At 64.5% G+C, this 14,822-nt stretch carries 11 protein-coding genes, 1 tRNA gene and 1 pseudogene; 9 read left to right on the top strand and 4 right to left on the bottom strand.

The window, feature by feature from the left end; genetic code table 11:
* Positions 1-30: 30 nt before the first annotated feature.
* The 6 genes and pseudogenes from boxB (at position 31) to HL671_RS28250 (ending at position 8,331) form a co-directional block, all read left to right on the top strand.
* Positions 31-1,467 (top strand): benzoyl-CoA 2,3-epoxidase subunit BoxB, encoded by a 1,437-nt coding sequence (gene boxB, locus HL671_RS28275; protein ID WP_041751700.1) that lies wholly within the window; start codon positions 31-33, stop codon positions 1,465-1,467.
* A gap of 63 nt (positions 1,468-1,530) precedes the next feature.
* Positions 1,531-2,712, top strand: a complete 1,182-nt coding sequence (boxA, locus tag HL671_RS28270) for a benzoyl-CoA 2,3-epoxidase subunit BoxA (protein WP_012046477.1) — start codon at positions 1,531-1,533, stop codon at positions 2,710-2,712.
* 59 nt (positions 2,713-2,771) lie between these two features.
* On the top strand, positions 2,772-4,373 hold the full coding sequence (locus HL671_RS28265; RefSeq protein ID WP_172240813.1) for a benzoate-CoA ligase family protein: 1,602 nt from the start codon (positions 2,772-2,774) through the stop codon (positions 4,371-4,373).
* Between the two features lie 435 nt (positions 4,374-4,808).
* Positions 4,809-6,506 (top strand): methyl-accepting chemotaxis protein, encoded by a 1,698-nt coding sequence (locus tag HL671_RS28260; RefSeq protein WP_172240810.1) that lies wholly within the window; start codon positions 4,809-4,811, stop codon positions 6,504-6,506.
* Between the two features lie 219 nt (positions 6,507-6,725).
* A pseudogene (locus tag HL671_RS28255) lies at positions 6,726-7,361 on the top strand (SphA family protein); the annotation flags it as partial.
* 94 nt (positions 7,362-7,455) lie between these two features.
* Positions 7,456-8,331, top strand: a complete 876-nt coding sequence (locus tag HL671_RS28250) for a hypothetical protein (RefSeq protein WP_307769041.1) — start codon at positions 7,456-7,458, stop codon at positions 8,329-8,331.
* Positions 8,332-9,158: 827 nt separating this feature from the next.
* On the opposite strand, the gene HL671_RS28245 is transcribed toward HL671_RS28250, so the two are convergent.
* The 3 genes from HL671_RS28245 to HL671_RS28235 all read right to left on the bottom strand — a co-directional run bounded on the left by HL671_RS28245 (position 9,159) and on the right by HL671_RS28235 (position 11,540).
* Positions 9,159-9,233: transfer RNA gene (locus HL671_RS28245), tRNA-Val, on the bottom strand.
* A 234-nt stretch (positions 9,234-9,467) separates the two neighbouring features.
* Positions 9,468-10,742, bottom strand: coding sequence for a coiled-coil domain-containing protein (locus HL671_RS28240; protein ID WP_012046411.1), 1,275 nt, complete (start codon positions 10,740-10,742; stop codon positions 9,468-9,470).
* 132 nt (positions 10,743-10,874) lie between these two features.
* Positions 10,875-11,540: a DUF1134 domain-containing protein gene (locus HL671_RS28235; protein WP_041750983.1), complete on the bottom strand. Its 666-nt coding sequence runs from the start codon at positions 11,538-11,540 to the stop codon at positions 10,875-10,877.
* 119 nt (positions 11,541-11,659) lie between these two features.
* On the opposite strand from HL671_RS28235, the gene HL671_RS28230 reads away from it, so the two are divergent.
* Positions 11,660-12,172: a YHS domain-containing (seleno)protein gene (locus HL671_RS28230; RefSeq protein ID WP_246579688.1), complete on the top strand. Its 513-nt coding sequence runs from the start codon at positions 11,660-11,662 to the stop codon at positions 12,170-12,172.
* Between the two features lie 18 nt (positions 12,173-12,190).
* On the opposite strand, the gene cysQ is transcribed toward HL671_RS28230, so the two are convergent.
* Positions 12,191-13,027, bottom strand: coding sequence for a 3'(2'),5'-bisphosphate nucleotidase CysQ (cysQ, locus tag HL671_RS28225; RefSeq protein ID WP_172240964.1), 837 nt, complete (start codon positions 13,025-13,027; stop codon positions 12,191-12,193).
* A gap of 227 nt (positions 13,028-13,254) precedes the next feature.
* Between cysQ and chpT the strand changes: the two genes are divergently transcribed.
* Together chpT and HL671_RS28215 are read left to right on the top strand one after the other, a co-directional pair.
* Complete coding sequence (chpT, locus tag HL671_RS28220; RefSeq protein ID WP_012046407.1) at positions 13,255-13,917, top strand: histidine phosphotransferase ChpT; 663 nt, start codon at positions 13,255-13,257, stop codon at positions 13,915-13,917.
* Positions 13,918-14,165: 248 nt separating this feature from the next.
* Positions 14,166-14,822: Hpt domain-containing protein (locus HL671_RS28215; RefSeq protein ID WP_172240804.1), on the top strand; the 657-nt coding region annotated here is incomplete at its 3' end.

Genomic DNA, 14,822 nt, shown 5'->3' with positions numbered 1-14,822 from the left:
CGGAGAGGGAGAGGACCCATGCTGGACACCATGAATGTCGACTACTCGACGCGGATTCCCAACAATGTCGGGCTCGCCGAGGACCGCACGGTGCTGCGCGCGCTCGAAGGCTGGCACCCCGGCTACATCGACTGGTGGAAGGACATGGGACCGATCGGCTTCCAGGAGTCGCGGGTCTATCTCCGCACCGCCGTCTCCGTCGATCCGAAGGGATGGGCCAAGTTCGATTACGTCAAGATGCCGGAATATCGCTGGGGCGTGCTGCTCGCGCCGCAGGAGGAAGGCCGCAAGGTGAATTTCGGCAAGCACAAGGGCGAGCCCGCCTGGCAGGACGTTCCGGGTGAATACCGCGCGATGCTGCGCCGCCTGATCGTGATCCAGGGCGACACCGAGCCGGCCTCGGTCGAGCAGCAGCGCCATCTCGGCGCCACCGCGCCGTCGCTCTACGACATGCGCAACCTGTTCCAGGTCAATGTCGAGGAGGGCCGCCACCTCTGGGCCATGGTCTATCTGCTGCACAAATATTTCGGCCGCGACGGCCGCGACGAGGCGGACGAGCTGCTGCGCCGTCGCTCGGGCGATGCGGATTCGCCGCGCATGCTCGGCGCCTTCAACGAGGCGACGCCGGACTGGCTGTCGTTCTTCATGTTCACCTTCTTCACCGACCGCGACGGCAAGATGCAGCTCGAAAGCCTGGCGCAGTCCGGCTTCGATCCGCTGTCGCGGACCTGCCGCTTCATGCTGACAGAGGAAGCGCACCACATGTTCGTCGGCGAGACCGGCGTCGGCCGCACCCTGCAGCGCACTTGCGAGGCGATGAAGGCGGCCGGCATCGAGGATCCCTATGCGATCGAGAAGATCCGCGCGCTCGGGGTCATCGACCTGCCGACGATCCAGAAGAAGCTCAACCTGCATTATTCGCTCACGCTCGATCTGTTCGGTGCGGAGATCTCGACCAATTCGGCCAATTTCTACAATGCCGGCCTGAAGGGACGCTTCCAGGAGACCAAGATCGACGACGACCACGAGCTCACCAACGCGACCTATCCGGTACTCAAGCTGGTCGACGGCCAGATCGTCAAGGTCGACGAGCCTGCGCTGACCGCATTGAACATGCGGCTGCGTGACGACTATTCGGAGGATTGCGCGCGCGGCGTCGAGCGCTGGAACAAGATCATCGAGAAGGAAGGCATCAAGTTCCGCCTCGACCTGCCGCATGTCGCGTTCCACCGCAAGATCGGCGAATTCCGCAACGTCAACGTGTCGCCGAAGGGCATCATCCTGTCCGATTCCGACTGGGCCAAGGTCCGCGATCAATACCTGCCGTCGCTGGCCGACGGCGAGTACATCACCTCGCTGATGAAGCCCTGCTTCGAGCCCGGCCGCTATGCGAGCTGGATCGCCGCGCCGAAGGTCGGCATCGACAACAAGCCCGGCGATTTCGAATACGTCCAGATCGCCGCCTGATCTCGCGACATCAGGCCGTCCCACCTTCCGTGGGACGGCCGCCTTTTCCCTGCGGTGTGAGCCATGAACGCGCCCCTCAAGCAGCACCTGATCGACCCGGAAATCTGCATCCGCTGCAATACGTGCGAGGAGACCTGTCCGGAGGATGCGATCACGCATGACAACAACAACTATGTTGTCGATGCGACCAAGTGCAATTTCTGCATGGATTGCATTCAGCCCTGTCCGACCGGATCGATCGACAATTGGCGGATCGTGGCACAGGCCTATTCGATCGACGATCAGTACTCCTGGAACGAGTTGCCGAAACAGGCGGAGCTCGCGTCGGGCGCGGAGGGCGAGGCGGTCGATGCCGAGGTGCTGGCGCTGATCGATGCCGCCCATACCGGCGCCGGCGGCAAGTCCGTCGCACCGGCTTCGGCGGCCAAGCCCGCGATCAACCTCTACAACCGCGACGCCGCGGCGGTCGCCACCGTCACCGGCAACTACCGGCTGACGCACGACGAATCCGATGTCGACGTTCATCACGTCATCCTCGATTTCGCCGACCAGCCGTTTCCGGTGCTGGAGGGCCAGTCGATCGGCATCGTGCCGCCGGGCCTCGACGCCGACGGCAAGCCGCATCGGATCCGGCTCTACTCGATCGCAAGCCCGCGCCACGGCGAGCGGCCCAACACCAACAACCTCGCGCTCACGGTCAAGCGCGAGCCGAATGGTGTATGCTCGAACTACATCTGTGATCTGAAGAAGGGCGACAAGGTGCAGGTCACCGGCCCGTTCGGCGCCACCTTCCTGATGCCGAACGATCCGGCGGCCAACATCATCATGATCTGCACCGGCACCGGGTCGGCACCGTTCCGCGGCTTCACCGAATGGCGGCGGCGGGCGATGCCCGGCGCCTCCGGCCGCATGATGCTGTTCTTCGGCGCGCGAAGGCCGCAGGACCTGCCTTATTTCGGGCCGCTGCAGAAGGTGCCGGAGAGTCTGCTCCGCAAGCATTTCGCCTATTCGCGCGTGCCGGGCGAGAAGAAGGTCTATGTGCAGGATCTTCTGCGGCGCGAGGAGGCGGCCGTCTCGGGCCTGCTGGCGTCCGCCGCCACCCATATCTATGTCTGCGGCCTCAAGGGCATGGAGCAGGGGGTCGATGCGGCGCTCGACGACATCTGCCGCGGCTCCGAACTGCGCTGGCATGAGCTGCGCAGCCAGATGCGCGCCGAGGGGCGCTATCACGTCGAAACCTATTAGTAACCGCCGGCAAGAGCGGGGATCGCAAGCGGCAAAGTCGCCGCCTCAGGGGGAGGAACATGGATCAGATCTCGGAGAAGTCCTCGCCGCACGTGCCGGTGCCGCCGGAGGCATTCAATTTTTCCGCGCATCTCTTGGCGCTCAACAGCAGCCGCGGAACGAAGGCGGCGTTCGTCGATAACCGCGGGACGTTGAGCTACGGCGATCTGGAGGATCGCGTCCGCCGCATCGCCTCCGCCTTGCGCGATCTCGGCATCAAGCGCGAGGAACGCGTGCTGCTGGCGATGCAGGACTGCACCGACTGGCCGGCGGCGTTTCTGGGCGCGATCTATGCCGGCATCGTGCCGGTCGCAGTCAATACGCTGCTGACCGCGGACGACTACGCCTACATGCTCGAACATTCGCGCGCTCAGGCCGTGCTGACCAGCGGCGACGTCTTGCCGGCGATCAAGGGCGCTCTGACCAAGAGCGATCACGAGGTCCGCAAGGTGATCGTGTCGCATCCGATCGCCTCGCTCGATTTCGGCGAGATCGCGCTTGAAACCGTGGTCGAAACCCAGGCGCCGATGGCGCGTCCGGCCCGCACGCATTGCGATGATCCGGCGTTCTGGCTGTACTCCTCGGGCTCGACCGGGCGTCCGAAAGGCACGGTGCATTCGCACGCCAACCCGTATTTCACCGCCGAACTCTACGGCAAGGCGGTGCTCCATCTGACCGAGACAGACATCTGCTTCTCCGCGGCCAAGCTGTTCTTCGCCTATGGTCTCGGCAATGCGCTGACTTTCCCGATGTCGGTCGGCGCCACCACGCTGCTGATGCCCGACCGCGCTTCGCCGGACGAGGTGTTCAAGCGCTGGACCGGCGCGGTCGGCGGCTTCAGGCCGACCGTGTTCTATGGCGCGCCCACTGGGTTCGCCGGCATGCTGGCGTCACCGGCGCTGCCGTCACGCGAGCAGGTGGCGCTGCGGCTGGTGTCTTCGGCGGGCGAGGCGCTTCCGGCCGAGATCGGCAAGCGCTTCAAGGCGCATTTCGGCGTCGACATCGTCGACGGCATCGGCTCGACCGAGATGCTGCACATCTTCATCTCGAACCGCCCCGATGACGTTCGTTACGGCACCACCGGCTGGCCGGTGCCGGGCTATGATATCGAGCTGCGCGGCGACGATGGCGGGGCGGTGCCGGATGGCGAGCCCGGCGATCTGTATATCCGCGGTCCGTCGGCAGCGATGATGTATTGGGGCAACCGCGCCAAGACGCGCGAGACCTTCCAGGGCGGCTGGACCAAGAGCGGCGACAAATATGTGCGCAACGCCGACGGGACCTACACCTATTCCGGCCGCAGCGACGACATGCTCAAGGTCTCCGGCATCTATGTCAGCCCGTTCGAGGTCGAGGCGACGCTGGTCCAGCATCCCGCGATCCTCGAGGCGGCCGTGATCGGCGTGCCCGATGCCGAAGGCTTGACCAAGACCAAGGCGTTCGTGGTGCTCAAGCACGGCGCGACCACCAACGACGCCGAGCTCAAGGCGTTCGTCAAGGATCGGCTGGCGCCGTATAAATATCCCCGCATGATCGAATATGTCGACGAGCTGCCGAAGACCGCCACCGGAAAAATCCAGCGCTTCAAGCTGCGCGCGTTGGAGCAGCAGGCCGCAGGCTGAGGTTTCGAGCCCGCAGGGCGCAACGGACTGTCGGCGGGTCCCGATCGACCGGCGGCGGTCCGATTTGCTGATGAGGTTCAGGGATCAGGCCAGACCCGTGCGCTTCGGCTTGATCAGAGCCGACTTGATCGCGACGAGGATCCAATCCTCGTCACCGGACGAGAGCCAACGGCCAGGCGACCGAAACTGTTTCAATCGTAGCGCCCGGACGGTTCGTCGATTTTCGACCAGGAGTAGTAAGCCACGGACCGTGTAGTTGGCCTACCTACACACCAATGTTCTCCGTGAATCTACGGAGAGCGCGAAATCACCGCCTGAAACGCTCGCGGGTCCGTAGCACTACGGTTTCGGAATTTGGTACATGTTAAGCTTGCTGTCCTTAAGTCGTGCCGGGTCTACGTGACATATCGTCGCAAGGATGCGGAGTGAAGGGCAATGAAGCTCTTAGATAATCTCAAAATCGTCTGGAAACTCGGTCTCATCGTCGCGGTGCTTGGTTCGGCACTTGTGGGGATCGTTGCCTATAGTACCGTCCAGCTGGCTGGCACGGTCGAGGACTTTTCCGAGCTGATCTCGGACCAGTCAGCCAATATCGGTCTCGTCCGGGCTCAGCGCCGCGCCGAGACGTATCATGCGGCTCTCTACGCGCTCCTCACGGAAACGACAGACGAGGCGAATGCGAGTCGGATGAAGACCGCAGTGGAGGCACGTGACGGGATCGCGGGACTGTTGCAGGCGGCCGCCAAAGATAGCGCGATTCAAGCGAATGAAATCCGAAACTTCGCCTCACGGTTTCAGGCCACATTTGCCGCGTGCGATCCGATTCTGCTAGCGGCCGCGAAATCGACGACAGCTCAAGAAAATGCCAAAGTGGGCGAGCGGGCACACAAGGAATGTGACCCATCGATCGATCGATTGCTTGATGAGCTTCAGAAGTTCTCCTTGGCGACAGTTGACCGGGTGAACAAGCAGCGTGCGGCGCTCAGAGCGGAGGCTGCCGCAACCACTCGCAACGTTCTGCTGGTTGGCGGGGCAGGTCTCCTCATCGGCGTTCTCGCCGCCTTGTTCATTGGACTGAAGTCATTGTCAGGACCCGTTGCAAGGCTCAAGGAGGCCATGGGGCGGCTCGCCAATAACGATCTGACGACGGAGGTGCCCGAGATCGCGCGCCGTGACGAGATCGGCGAGATGGCCAAGACCGTGGAGGTGTTCAAGACCAACGGGCTTGAAGTGGCTCGGCTGAAGCAGGCACAAGAGGAGGCGGAACGGAAGGCATCAGAACAGCGCCGCCGCGACATGCTCGATCTCGCGGACCGCTTCGAGCACGCTGTCGGTGAAATCGTGGATACGGTCTCCTCGGCATCAACCGAGCTGGAAGCCTCTGCCGGCAGTTTGAGCACGACCGCCTCGCGCTCTCAGGAACTGTCGACGACGGTTGCTGCAGCCTCGGAAGAAGCCTCGACCAATGTCCAGTCAGTGGCTTCGGCCACCGAGGAATTGTCATCCTCCGTCACGGAGATCAGCCGGCAGGTGCAGGAGTCCGCCCGTATGGCCAACGATGCGGTCAATCAGGCGCGAAAGACGAATGATCAAGTCGCCGAACTGTCCAAGGCCGCAGGCCGTATTGGCGACGTCGTTGAACTGATCAACACGATCGCGGGCCAGACCAATCTCCTCGCGCTGAACGCGACCATCGAGGCGGCTCGGGCCGGCGAAGCGGGCCGCGGATTCGCGGTCGTTGCAACCGAGGTCAAGGCCCTGGCGGAGCAGACTGCAAAGGCAACAGGAGAAATCGGTCAGCAGATCGGCAGCATCCAGGCCGCGACCAACGAGTCGGTCGATGCGATCAAGGCGATCTCGACGACGATCGAAAAGTTGTCGGAGATTGCGTCCACCATCGCCGCCGCGGTGGAAGAACAGGGCGCCGCAACGCAGGAAATCTCCCGCAACGTCCAGCAAGCTGCCGCGGGCACGCAGCAGGTATCGACCAATGTCGTCGATGTGCAACGCGGCGCTTCTGAAACCGGGTCTGCGTCGAGCCAAGTGCTTGCGGCGGCGAAGTCGCTCTCGCGCGACAGCGAGCGACTCAAGGTCGAGATTGGCCGTTTCCTGTCGACGGTGCGGGCTGCCTAAGGTGCGAAGGTCAGGCGGAGCCGGGTCTTTGCCCGGCTCCCGCGAGACAGACGCACGGGGCTTGTTCCGGACGAATGGAGAGATGCGGCAGAGCCGAGCTTAGGCACTGGCCGGCCTGGGACAGCCAAGTCGTCGAGCAAAAGAGAAACGTCTGAAATCAGCGGACTTGAATGGGGAGCACTTCAGGCATACTGGCGATGCAGCCCACGGGGCATCGCAGCAGGGCCTAACGTGATCTCGCGCGAAGGAAACCTCCAGGACGCACTCACATCTTACGGCGACCTTTATCCAACGCTGAAACTGAAGTGGAGCGAAGGCGTCAACAACTACATGGTGTACGCAACCGGAAACCGTCCCGTGGGTGACTACAGTCCGTCTCGACTTGCGAACATCGGCCTTGGTCATGGCGCATTCGATGTCGGTGGTGGCTACACATACATGAACCCCGCCACTGCGATGGAGCTGTCGGGCGTTGCCGGCTTCACCTACAATTTCAAGAACGTCGACACTCAGTATCAGAGCGGCATAGATTTTCACTTTGACTGGGGCGTTTCGCAATTTCTCTCCAAGCAGCTTTTCGTCGGCCTTGTCGGCTATGCTTATCAGCAGGTGACCGACGACGTGGGCCAGCCCCCGGTGCTCGGAGGTTTCCGCTCTCGCGTAATCGGTATAGGATCCCAGATCGGATACGTGTTCCCGATTGGAGCCAACCAGGGTTTCCTCGGGTTGAAAGGATATGGCGAGTTCGACGCCGCGAACCGGCCGTCCGGCTGGAACACCTGGCTGACGTTCTCGATATCCGAGGTCGCGCCGGCGACGACATCATCTCAGAAGGGGCAAGCCCGTCGAAGATAATTGACCGGATGAACCCCGGCGGTATGCTCGCGCCCTGTGTCGCCCGACCGTCGCTGATGAACCGGCAGCGAGTTTCCGGTCTGAGCCGGGAGAGGTGATCGTGAGGGGCAGCAGGGGTGATCGTGCGAAGCTCGCGGTGGGCGGAGCTCTCGCGCTCTCGGTTCTCGCCGTTCGTCAGGCAGCCGGGGCTGACCCCGCGGATCATTCCACATCGCCCGCAATCTACCTGGACATGCGCACCAGCTATGCCCGCATCCCCGCGGGATCGCTGGGACTGGGGTTCGGCCCGGCCTCTCTCCTGAGCAGACTGCTGCCGGCCGCATCCATCAGCATCCCGGCGGCCACGGCCGTCAGCGTCGATCTGCCCTTGACGGTCGATGTCACGGACAGCCTTTCGATCTACGGCGGGGTATCCGGCAACTCGACCCGGTTCGACGGTGGAGGCTGGTCGGACTTCGTCACGTCGAGCTGGAACATCGGCTTGCAGGCGCAACTCTACGACCAGAACGGCGGCTTTCTGCCGTCCGTGACATTGCAGACGACATTGACGCAGTCGCTTCCTCCAGGCCCCCTGGCGACGACATCTTTCAGTTCGATCCTCGAATTCGACTATGCCCTCGACGAGGACGCCACCCGCGGACTCCTTACGGGATTCCAGAACAACCAGACCGTCGTTGCCAGCGACCTCGCCAGCATCCGCTCCTACTCGATCGGGTATGTCGGAGGTTACTACCAGTGGCCCAACAACTGGAAGTTCACTGGGCGCATCGGCATCCAGCATTTCGAAGGGGCGACCTTACTCAACGCAAGCGTGGTTCGCCCCTTCACGCAGCCGGTCGTTCGGCTGGATCTCGATCGCATGGACGACGACGACAATCGGCTGTTTGGGGTCACAGCCGAAGTATCGTGGGTTCCAAAGCCGGCTTACACTTTGACCTTGCGGACGCCGATTTTCCTATCGAGGCCGTGAAATCCGTTGTTGGCGGCTCTCCGACTTTGCGCGGTGTCTACGAAGAAAGTCCTCTCGCCTCATATTTTGGCCTTGTAGGCACCCAGCCGGCCGACTTGCAACCCGACCACGTTTCTCATCTTTTGGTATCGGCTGGGGTGCCACGCACTGCCCGCCATGCTCCCAGGGCGGCCAAAACTCGTGCAGCAGCGAGATACGTCGCGAAGGACCATTTCCGGACTTTGCAAGCGAAGCTCGCTGGTTGAAGGTGACTCGGCTCCCCTTGCCCGACGGCGGCACCTAGCTGACCGGCATGGCCATGCTGCGCGCTTCAGGAAAGTGAGATCGAGTGGCACTACATCGCGCCCGGCAAACCGACCCAGAATGCCTTCATCCCGCTTGCCGGGCGGCGAGAAGTCCAGCACGACGCCTTTCTGGTAAGTCTAGATGTCGAGATCGCGCGAAACGAACTCCGAGCCTTGGTCGACGCGGATCGCACCGCCGGTTTTTCAAACGATTTGGGTACGCCACGTGGCTGTGGACGGTGTCGCTCCTAGCGAAAAGGTTAGGTCCAGATTCGAAAATTGAGCGGGAGTTCGAATCCCACTCTCGTCGCCGTCGACGTGAAAATTCGACGAAGTTCACCCTGAACCCAGCGCCCAAATCGCTTGCTTCGACGTCTTGTCGAGCCAATCCCCTCGCTCGTGCAGCAGGCAACGCACTTGTGGCATGGGGCCGGCGAAAACGACGTCGATCGCTAAAATTATCGTGTGCCCAGAATGCCCCGGCTGAGTTGGGGCACACCGTAAGGGAGCGGTTAGTATAAGTCACTGAATTGTCGGACTTAATGGTGGGCGCACAAGGGATCGAACCTTGGACCTCTCCCGTGTGAAGGGAACGCTCTCCCGCTGAGCTATGCGCCCGGATCCTGGGGGCTGCTGGCCGTGAGGCTTGGAGGCAGCCACCGAAGCAGTCCGTCGGAGCCCGCGATTTACGAAGCGCGGGCAGGGGGTGTCAAGGATTTGCGGCGTTCCGGGCGAGGAAAACTGCTGCGGATGGCCGCAAAGCCTCGATCGCGGCGGAAATCGGTGCCTTTTCCGGTCCGTCTCCTACCTGCCGAGGGACGACAGGCAGGTCCGGCCGCGATCGGTCGCACTTCAAGCCCCGATCTGCCGGGCGCGCGAGGCGTGGGACTGCAGCGCGCGGATGCGGTCGGCCAGCGTGCCGCCTTGCGCGCCCGCCGCGGCGGGGGCCGGCGCGCCATTGGCGTTGGCCGGCTTGGCGGAGACCGGCTCGGCGGCCAGCATGGCCTCGATGGTCGAGTTGGGGCCCTCGATCTGCATCGCCAGCTTGGCGACCTCGGCGGCGATGTCGTTGATGCGCTCACGCAGCAGCGCGTTCTCCATGCGCTCCTGGGCCCAGGTGCTTTCGGCCTGCTGCTGGATCGCATTCATCTCGCGCTGCAGCTTGGTGCGCTCATCGCGCGCCGCCTGCAGCTGCTCTTCGAGTGCCGCCTTCTCCGATTTGAGCCGTTCCAGCGCGGCCGACTTGCCGCTGCCGAACCCGGCGATCTCGTCGCGCAGCTCCTTGAGCGCGCGGTCGGCGGCGGCATTGGCCTCGCGCAGCTGATTGTTCTCGAACTCCCGCTCGGCGAGCAGCTTGCCCTGGGTCGCCAGCCGGCCTTCGAGGTCGGCCACGCGGGTGGCCAGCATCTCGGCTTCCTTGACCTGGACGATCAGCTGGCGATCGAGCTCGGTGACGCGCTGGCTGAGATTCTCGACCCGCGCGCGGGCATCGTTGAGCGCCTTGGTCGCGGTGTCCGATTCGTCGCGCTCCAGCGCCAGGCGGGCCTGGGTTGCGGCGAATTCCTTCTCCGCCTCGGCCACGCGGGTCCGCAACTCCTCGACCTGGGCGCGCACCGACACCAGCTCGACCTGGCGGCTGTCGGCCAGCAGCGACTTGTCGTTCAGCTCGGTGGTGAGGCGGACCAGTTCGGCCTGCTTGTCCTTCAGCGCCTGCTCGGCGGCGCGCAGCGCCTCGGTCTTGGCGGCGAATTCTTCTTCCGTGGCGCGCAGCTGGTCCTTCAGCGCCTTCTCGCGCGCCTCCAGCGCGAAGATCGCGGCGTTCTTCTCGCCGAGCTCGATCTTCATGCGGTTGATGGCGTCGGTCTTCTTGCCGAGATCGGCGAGCTGGCTGGTGGCCTTGTTCTTGAGTGCATCGACGCTCAGCTCGAGCCGCCGCGCGGACATCGCAAATTCGGCGCGCAGCTGGTCCTTGTCGGCCTGGATCTCGGCCATCGACAGCGGCGTGGCCGCCTCCAACCGGCGCGTCGTCAGCCGCACCGCGCGATTGTGCACCAGCGGCACGACCATCAGGGCGCAGAGCATGGCGATCAGAAAACCGATCGCGAAATACATGATCGGCTCGACCATGACGCACAACTCCCGGTCAGAATGATTAACAGAATCACAATGCCACGGCGGGCTGGCTCAAAGCCAGCCCATTGCCGTGTTAACCTTGATCCGTCGCGGGAGAACGTGGCGCCGCGGTATCAGCTGGCGGTCTCAGAACGGGTTCCAGGTCGCCGTCGGCGTGAATTTGAGATAGCCGACATTGGCGCCGAGGCGCAGGCCGATCCCCGAGCGAATCGGCACCAGCACGATGTTGTTGGCGGTCAGCGCCGTCATGCCGAAGCCGCCGACGATGTAGGCGGAGCCGTCGATGCCGACGAAGCGCTGATAGATCGCGCTCGTGGCGGGCAGGTTGTAGACCAGGGTCATGGTGCGCGCGCCGTCGCCGCCCCAATCGAAGCCGAGCGACGGGCCCTGCCAATAGACCCGGAGATCACCGGCATTCTTGGTGTAGAGCGTGCCTTCGCCATAGCGCAGGCCGGCGACGAAGGCGCCGGCGCCCTCCTCGCCGAGAACGTAACCGTTCGGCAGGCCCCATTGGCTGACCGCGCGCTCGATCACCGAAGCAAGGCCGCGCGACACGTTGCCGAAGAAGCGGTGGCCGGCATTGACGAGCTCGTCCGGATTGAAGCTGTCGGGGCTCGGAGCAGGGCGCGGCGGGGGCGCCGGCTGCTGGTAGGGCGGGGCCGGCTGCTGATAGGGCGGCGCAGCCTGGTAGGGCGGCGCCGCGGGCGGGGGCGCCTGCTGCGCGGCGACCGACGCGGTCATGGCCAGGACGGCCGCGAGCGTCGTGGCGGCGAGGCGTGATGCGAAACTCATCGATGGAAATCCCCTGCTAACGGCTGTCCGACCATCGCCTTAACCTGACGCCAACCACATCGGGCGATTGTCGGGAAAGGGCCTCAGCCCCTTGGACTCCCATGTTATCGGCACCAACTATGACGGCACAACGGCAACAATGGAACTGGAGCTGGTCAAAGCCGCTGTTTCGCCGTGCCATCGCCGTCATCGCGCTCGCGCCGCTGCTGTTGGCGCCGCTCGCGGCGCCCGCGGCCACGACCCAGCGAATCATCGCCAACCGCTTCAGCGGGCTGGCGATCGACGGCTTTGACCCGGTCTCCTATTTCGTCGACGGCCAGGCCCTGATCGGGCTGCCCGATTTCGAGGCGGCGCAGGGGGGCGTGGTCTGGCGGTTCCGCAACGAGGGCAACCGCGCCTCGTTCCTGGCTCATCCCGAGGTCTACGGTCCGCAATTCGGCGGCTATGACCCGACCGATGTCGCCCGCGGCGTCACCGTGGCCGGCAATCCGCGCTTCTTTGCCGTCATCGAGGACCGGCTGTTCCTGTTCAACCGCGAGGACAGCCGGGATGCCTTCGTGGCCGATCCGGCGCGCTATCTGCCCCGCGCCGAGGCGCGCTGGCCGACGCTCGAGCAGGATCTGCCGCAATGACACGGCAAGGCAGCCCCCTCAGGGCTTGGGCACGGCCGCAGGGTCGCCCCAGGCAATGAAAGCGGGCACGATGAAATCGTCCTTGCGCTCGCCGAAGCGCAGCGGCGCGCCGGTGTCGCTGGTCACCGTGCCGCCGGCGGCCGTCACCACGGCATGCCCCGCCGCCACGTCCCATTCCGAGGTCGGGCCGAGCCGCGGATAGATGTCGGCCATGCCTTCGGCCAGCCGGCCGAATTTCACGGCGGAGCCGAGCGGCAGCCGCACCGCGCCGGGGCGCGCTGCGATGAAGGCCTCGGTGCGGGCATCGCCATGCGACCGGCTGACCGCCGCCACCCAGGCCTCGCCCGCCACTGGGAGCGGGCGGGTGCGAATCGGCACGGCGGCGCTCAGTCCGGTGTCGTCGTAAGACAGCCGCACGGCGCCGCGTCCCACCAGGCCGCGCCAGATCAGGCCCAGCGCCGGGGCGCAGACAATGCCGAGCAGCGGACGGCCGTTGCTCACCAGCGCCAGATTGACCGTGAACTCGCCGCGGCCGGCCACGAACTCCTTGGTGCCGTCCAGCGGATCGATCAGGAAGAAGCTGCCCTTGAACGGCGGCGCGCTCGCCCCGACCCGCTCCTCCGACAGAGCGGGGATGTCCGGCGCCAGCCGCGCCAGGCCGTCGGCGATGACGCGATCGGCCGCGAGATCGGCCTCGGTGACCGGCGAACCGTCGGATTTGTCCGTCACCGCCATTGCGCGGCGGTTGATGGCCATGATCGCATGCGCCGCCTGGACCACGAGCTCGGTCAAGGGCGTCATCAGGGCGGCGGCCGCCGCGACGTCGACGGTTCCTGGCGTGGGACCCGCCGTCATCGCCGTGCCATAAGCAGCTTGCATGGTCGAATTCCTCGTCTGGGACCGCCCATGGGGCGCATCCGGATACTGCCATCTGACGTTCTATTGAGCGGTGACTGCCTGGAAAACCGCTACGTACTTTCCCGTGGCATGCTCTAAGCTCGGTGGCGGTTCATGCTGTCGCAGTGTATCAAGCCAACAGGCAAGCATGATTCGTCAAAGTTCGCGGATTTCAGGAACACCGAATGTCCGGCACCTCGTCTTCAGAGATCGCAGATCCGATTCCCGCTCCCGACACCCTCGAACTTGCCGCGCTGCTCTGCTCGAAGGTTTGCCACGATCTGATTAGTCCGGTCGGCGCGATCGTCAATGGGCTCGAGGTGCTGGACGACAATCCGAAGCCCGAGGATCGCGACTTCGCGCTCGAGCTGATCCGCAAGAGCGCCAAGACGGCCTCGGCCCGCCTGCAGTTCTGCCGGCTCGCCTTCGGGGCCGCCGGCTCGGCCGGCGCGCAGATCGATCTCGGCGATGCGCAGACCATGGCGCGCGGCCATATCGAGGACGCCAAGACCTCGATCACCTGGAACCTGCCACGGCTGCTGCTGCCCAAGAACAGGGTCAAGCTGCTGCTCAACATGATGGTGGTGGCGCAGCAGACGATTCCGCGCGGCGGCGTCCTCACGGTCGATCCGATCGGCGAGGGCGAGACGATGAGCTTCCGCGTCGCCGCGACCGGGCTCAATGCCCGGCTGCCGCAGAACATCGTCAACCTGCTCGCCGGTGCGCAGCAGTCGACCATCGATGCCCACGCCGTGCAGCCTTATTACACGCGCCTGCTTGCCGATGCCTGCGGCCTCAAGGTGACGCTCGCGGCCGATGGCGAAGCGATGGTCGTGCAGGCCGCTTGATCGACGGGCCGTCTTGGCTGCGATCGCGTCCTGGCTGCGATCGCAGCGGTGCGGTCAGGCGCCAGAACCGTTCTTCATGGTTAATGAACTCTTGCCGATGTATCCGGACTTGTCCGGATACGCCTTATCTCTTTGTTGAGTCCGTTCATTTGCGCTTACTCAACTAATATTAAACGCTTTGCACCGAAACTGGCCACGGTTTGAAGGTCGCGTCATGTCGCGTACCGTTGCGTGCGAAGGCCAGTTTCATGGATGACCTGTTGCGTGAGTTTCTGACGGAGACCAGCGAGAGCCTGGACACCGTCGACAATCAGTTGGTGCGGTTCGAGCAGGAGCCGAACAACGCCAAGATCCTCGATAACATCTTCCGCCTGGTGCACACGATCAAGGGGACCTGCGGCTTCCTCGGCCTGCCGCGGCTCGAAGCGCTGGCGCACGCCGCCGAGACCCTGATGGGCAAATTCCGTGACGGCATGCCGGTGACCGGCGAGGCCGTGACGCTGATCCTCACCACCATCGACCGCATCAAGGACCTGCTGGCGCAGCTCGAGGCCAATGAGTCCGAGCCGGAAGGCGAGGACCGCGATCTGATCAGCGAGCTCGAGGCGATGGTCGAGCGTGGCATGGCCGCGATGGCCGCTGGCGAGGCTGCGCCGCCGCTCGTGCCGGCCGCGCCCGCAGCGCCGCCGGCCGCGCCCGCGGTGACGCAGGGCTCCTTGATCGACCAGACCCTGGAGCGTCCGCTGCGTCCGGGCGAGGTGTCGCTCGACGAGCTGGAGCGCGCCTTCCGCGAGACTGCGATCGAGACGCCGCCCGCGCATGAGAAGGCGCCGGAGCCCAAAGCGGCCGCGCCCGCGCCGAAGGCCGAGCCGGCCAAGGTCGAGGCAAAGGCGGAGCCCAAAGCC

The organism is Bradyrhizobium denitrificans (assembly GCF_013179005.1).
GTDB lineage: Bacteria > Pseudomonadota > Alphaproteobacteria > Rhizobiales > Xanthobacteraceae > Bradyrhizobium > Bradyrhizobium denitrificans.
This window is presented reverse-complemented; position numbering and strand designations above follow the sequence as displayed.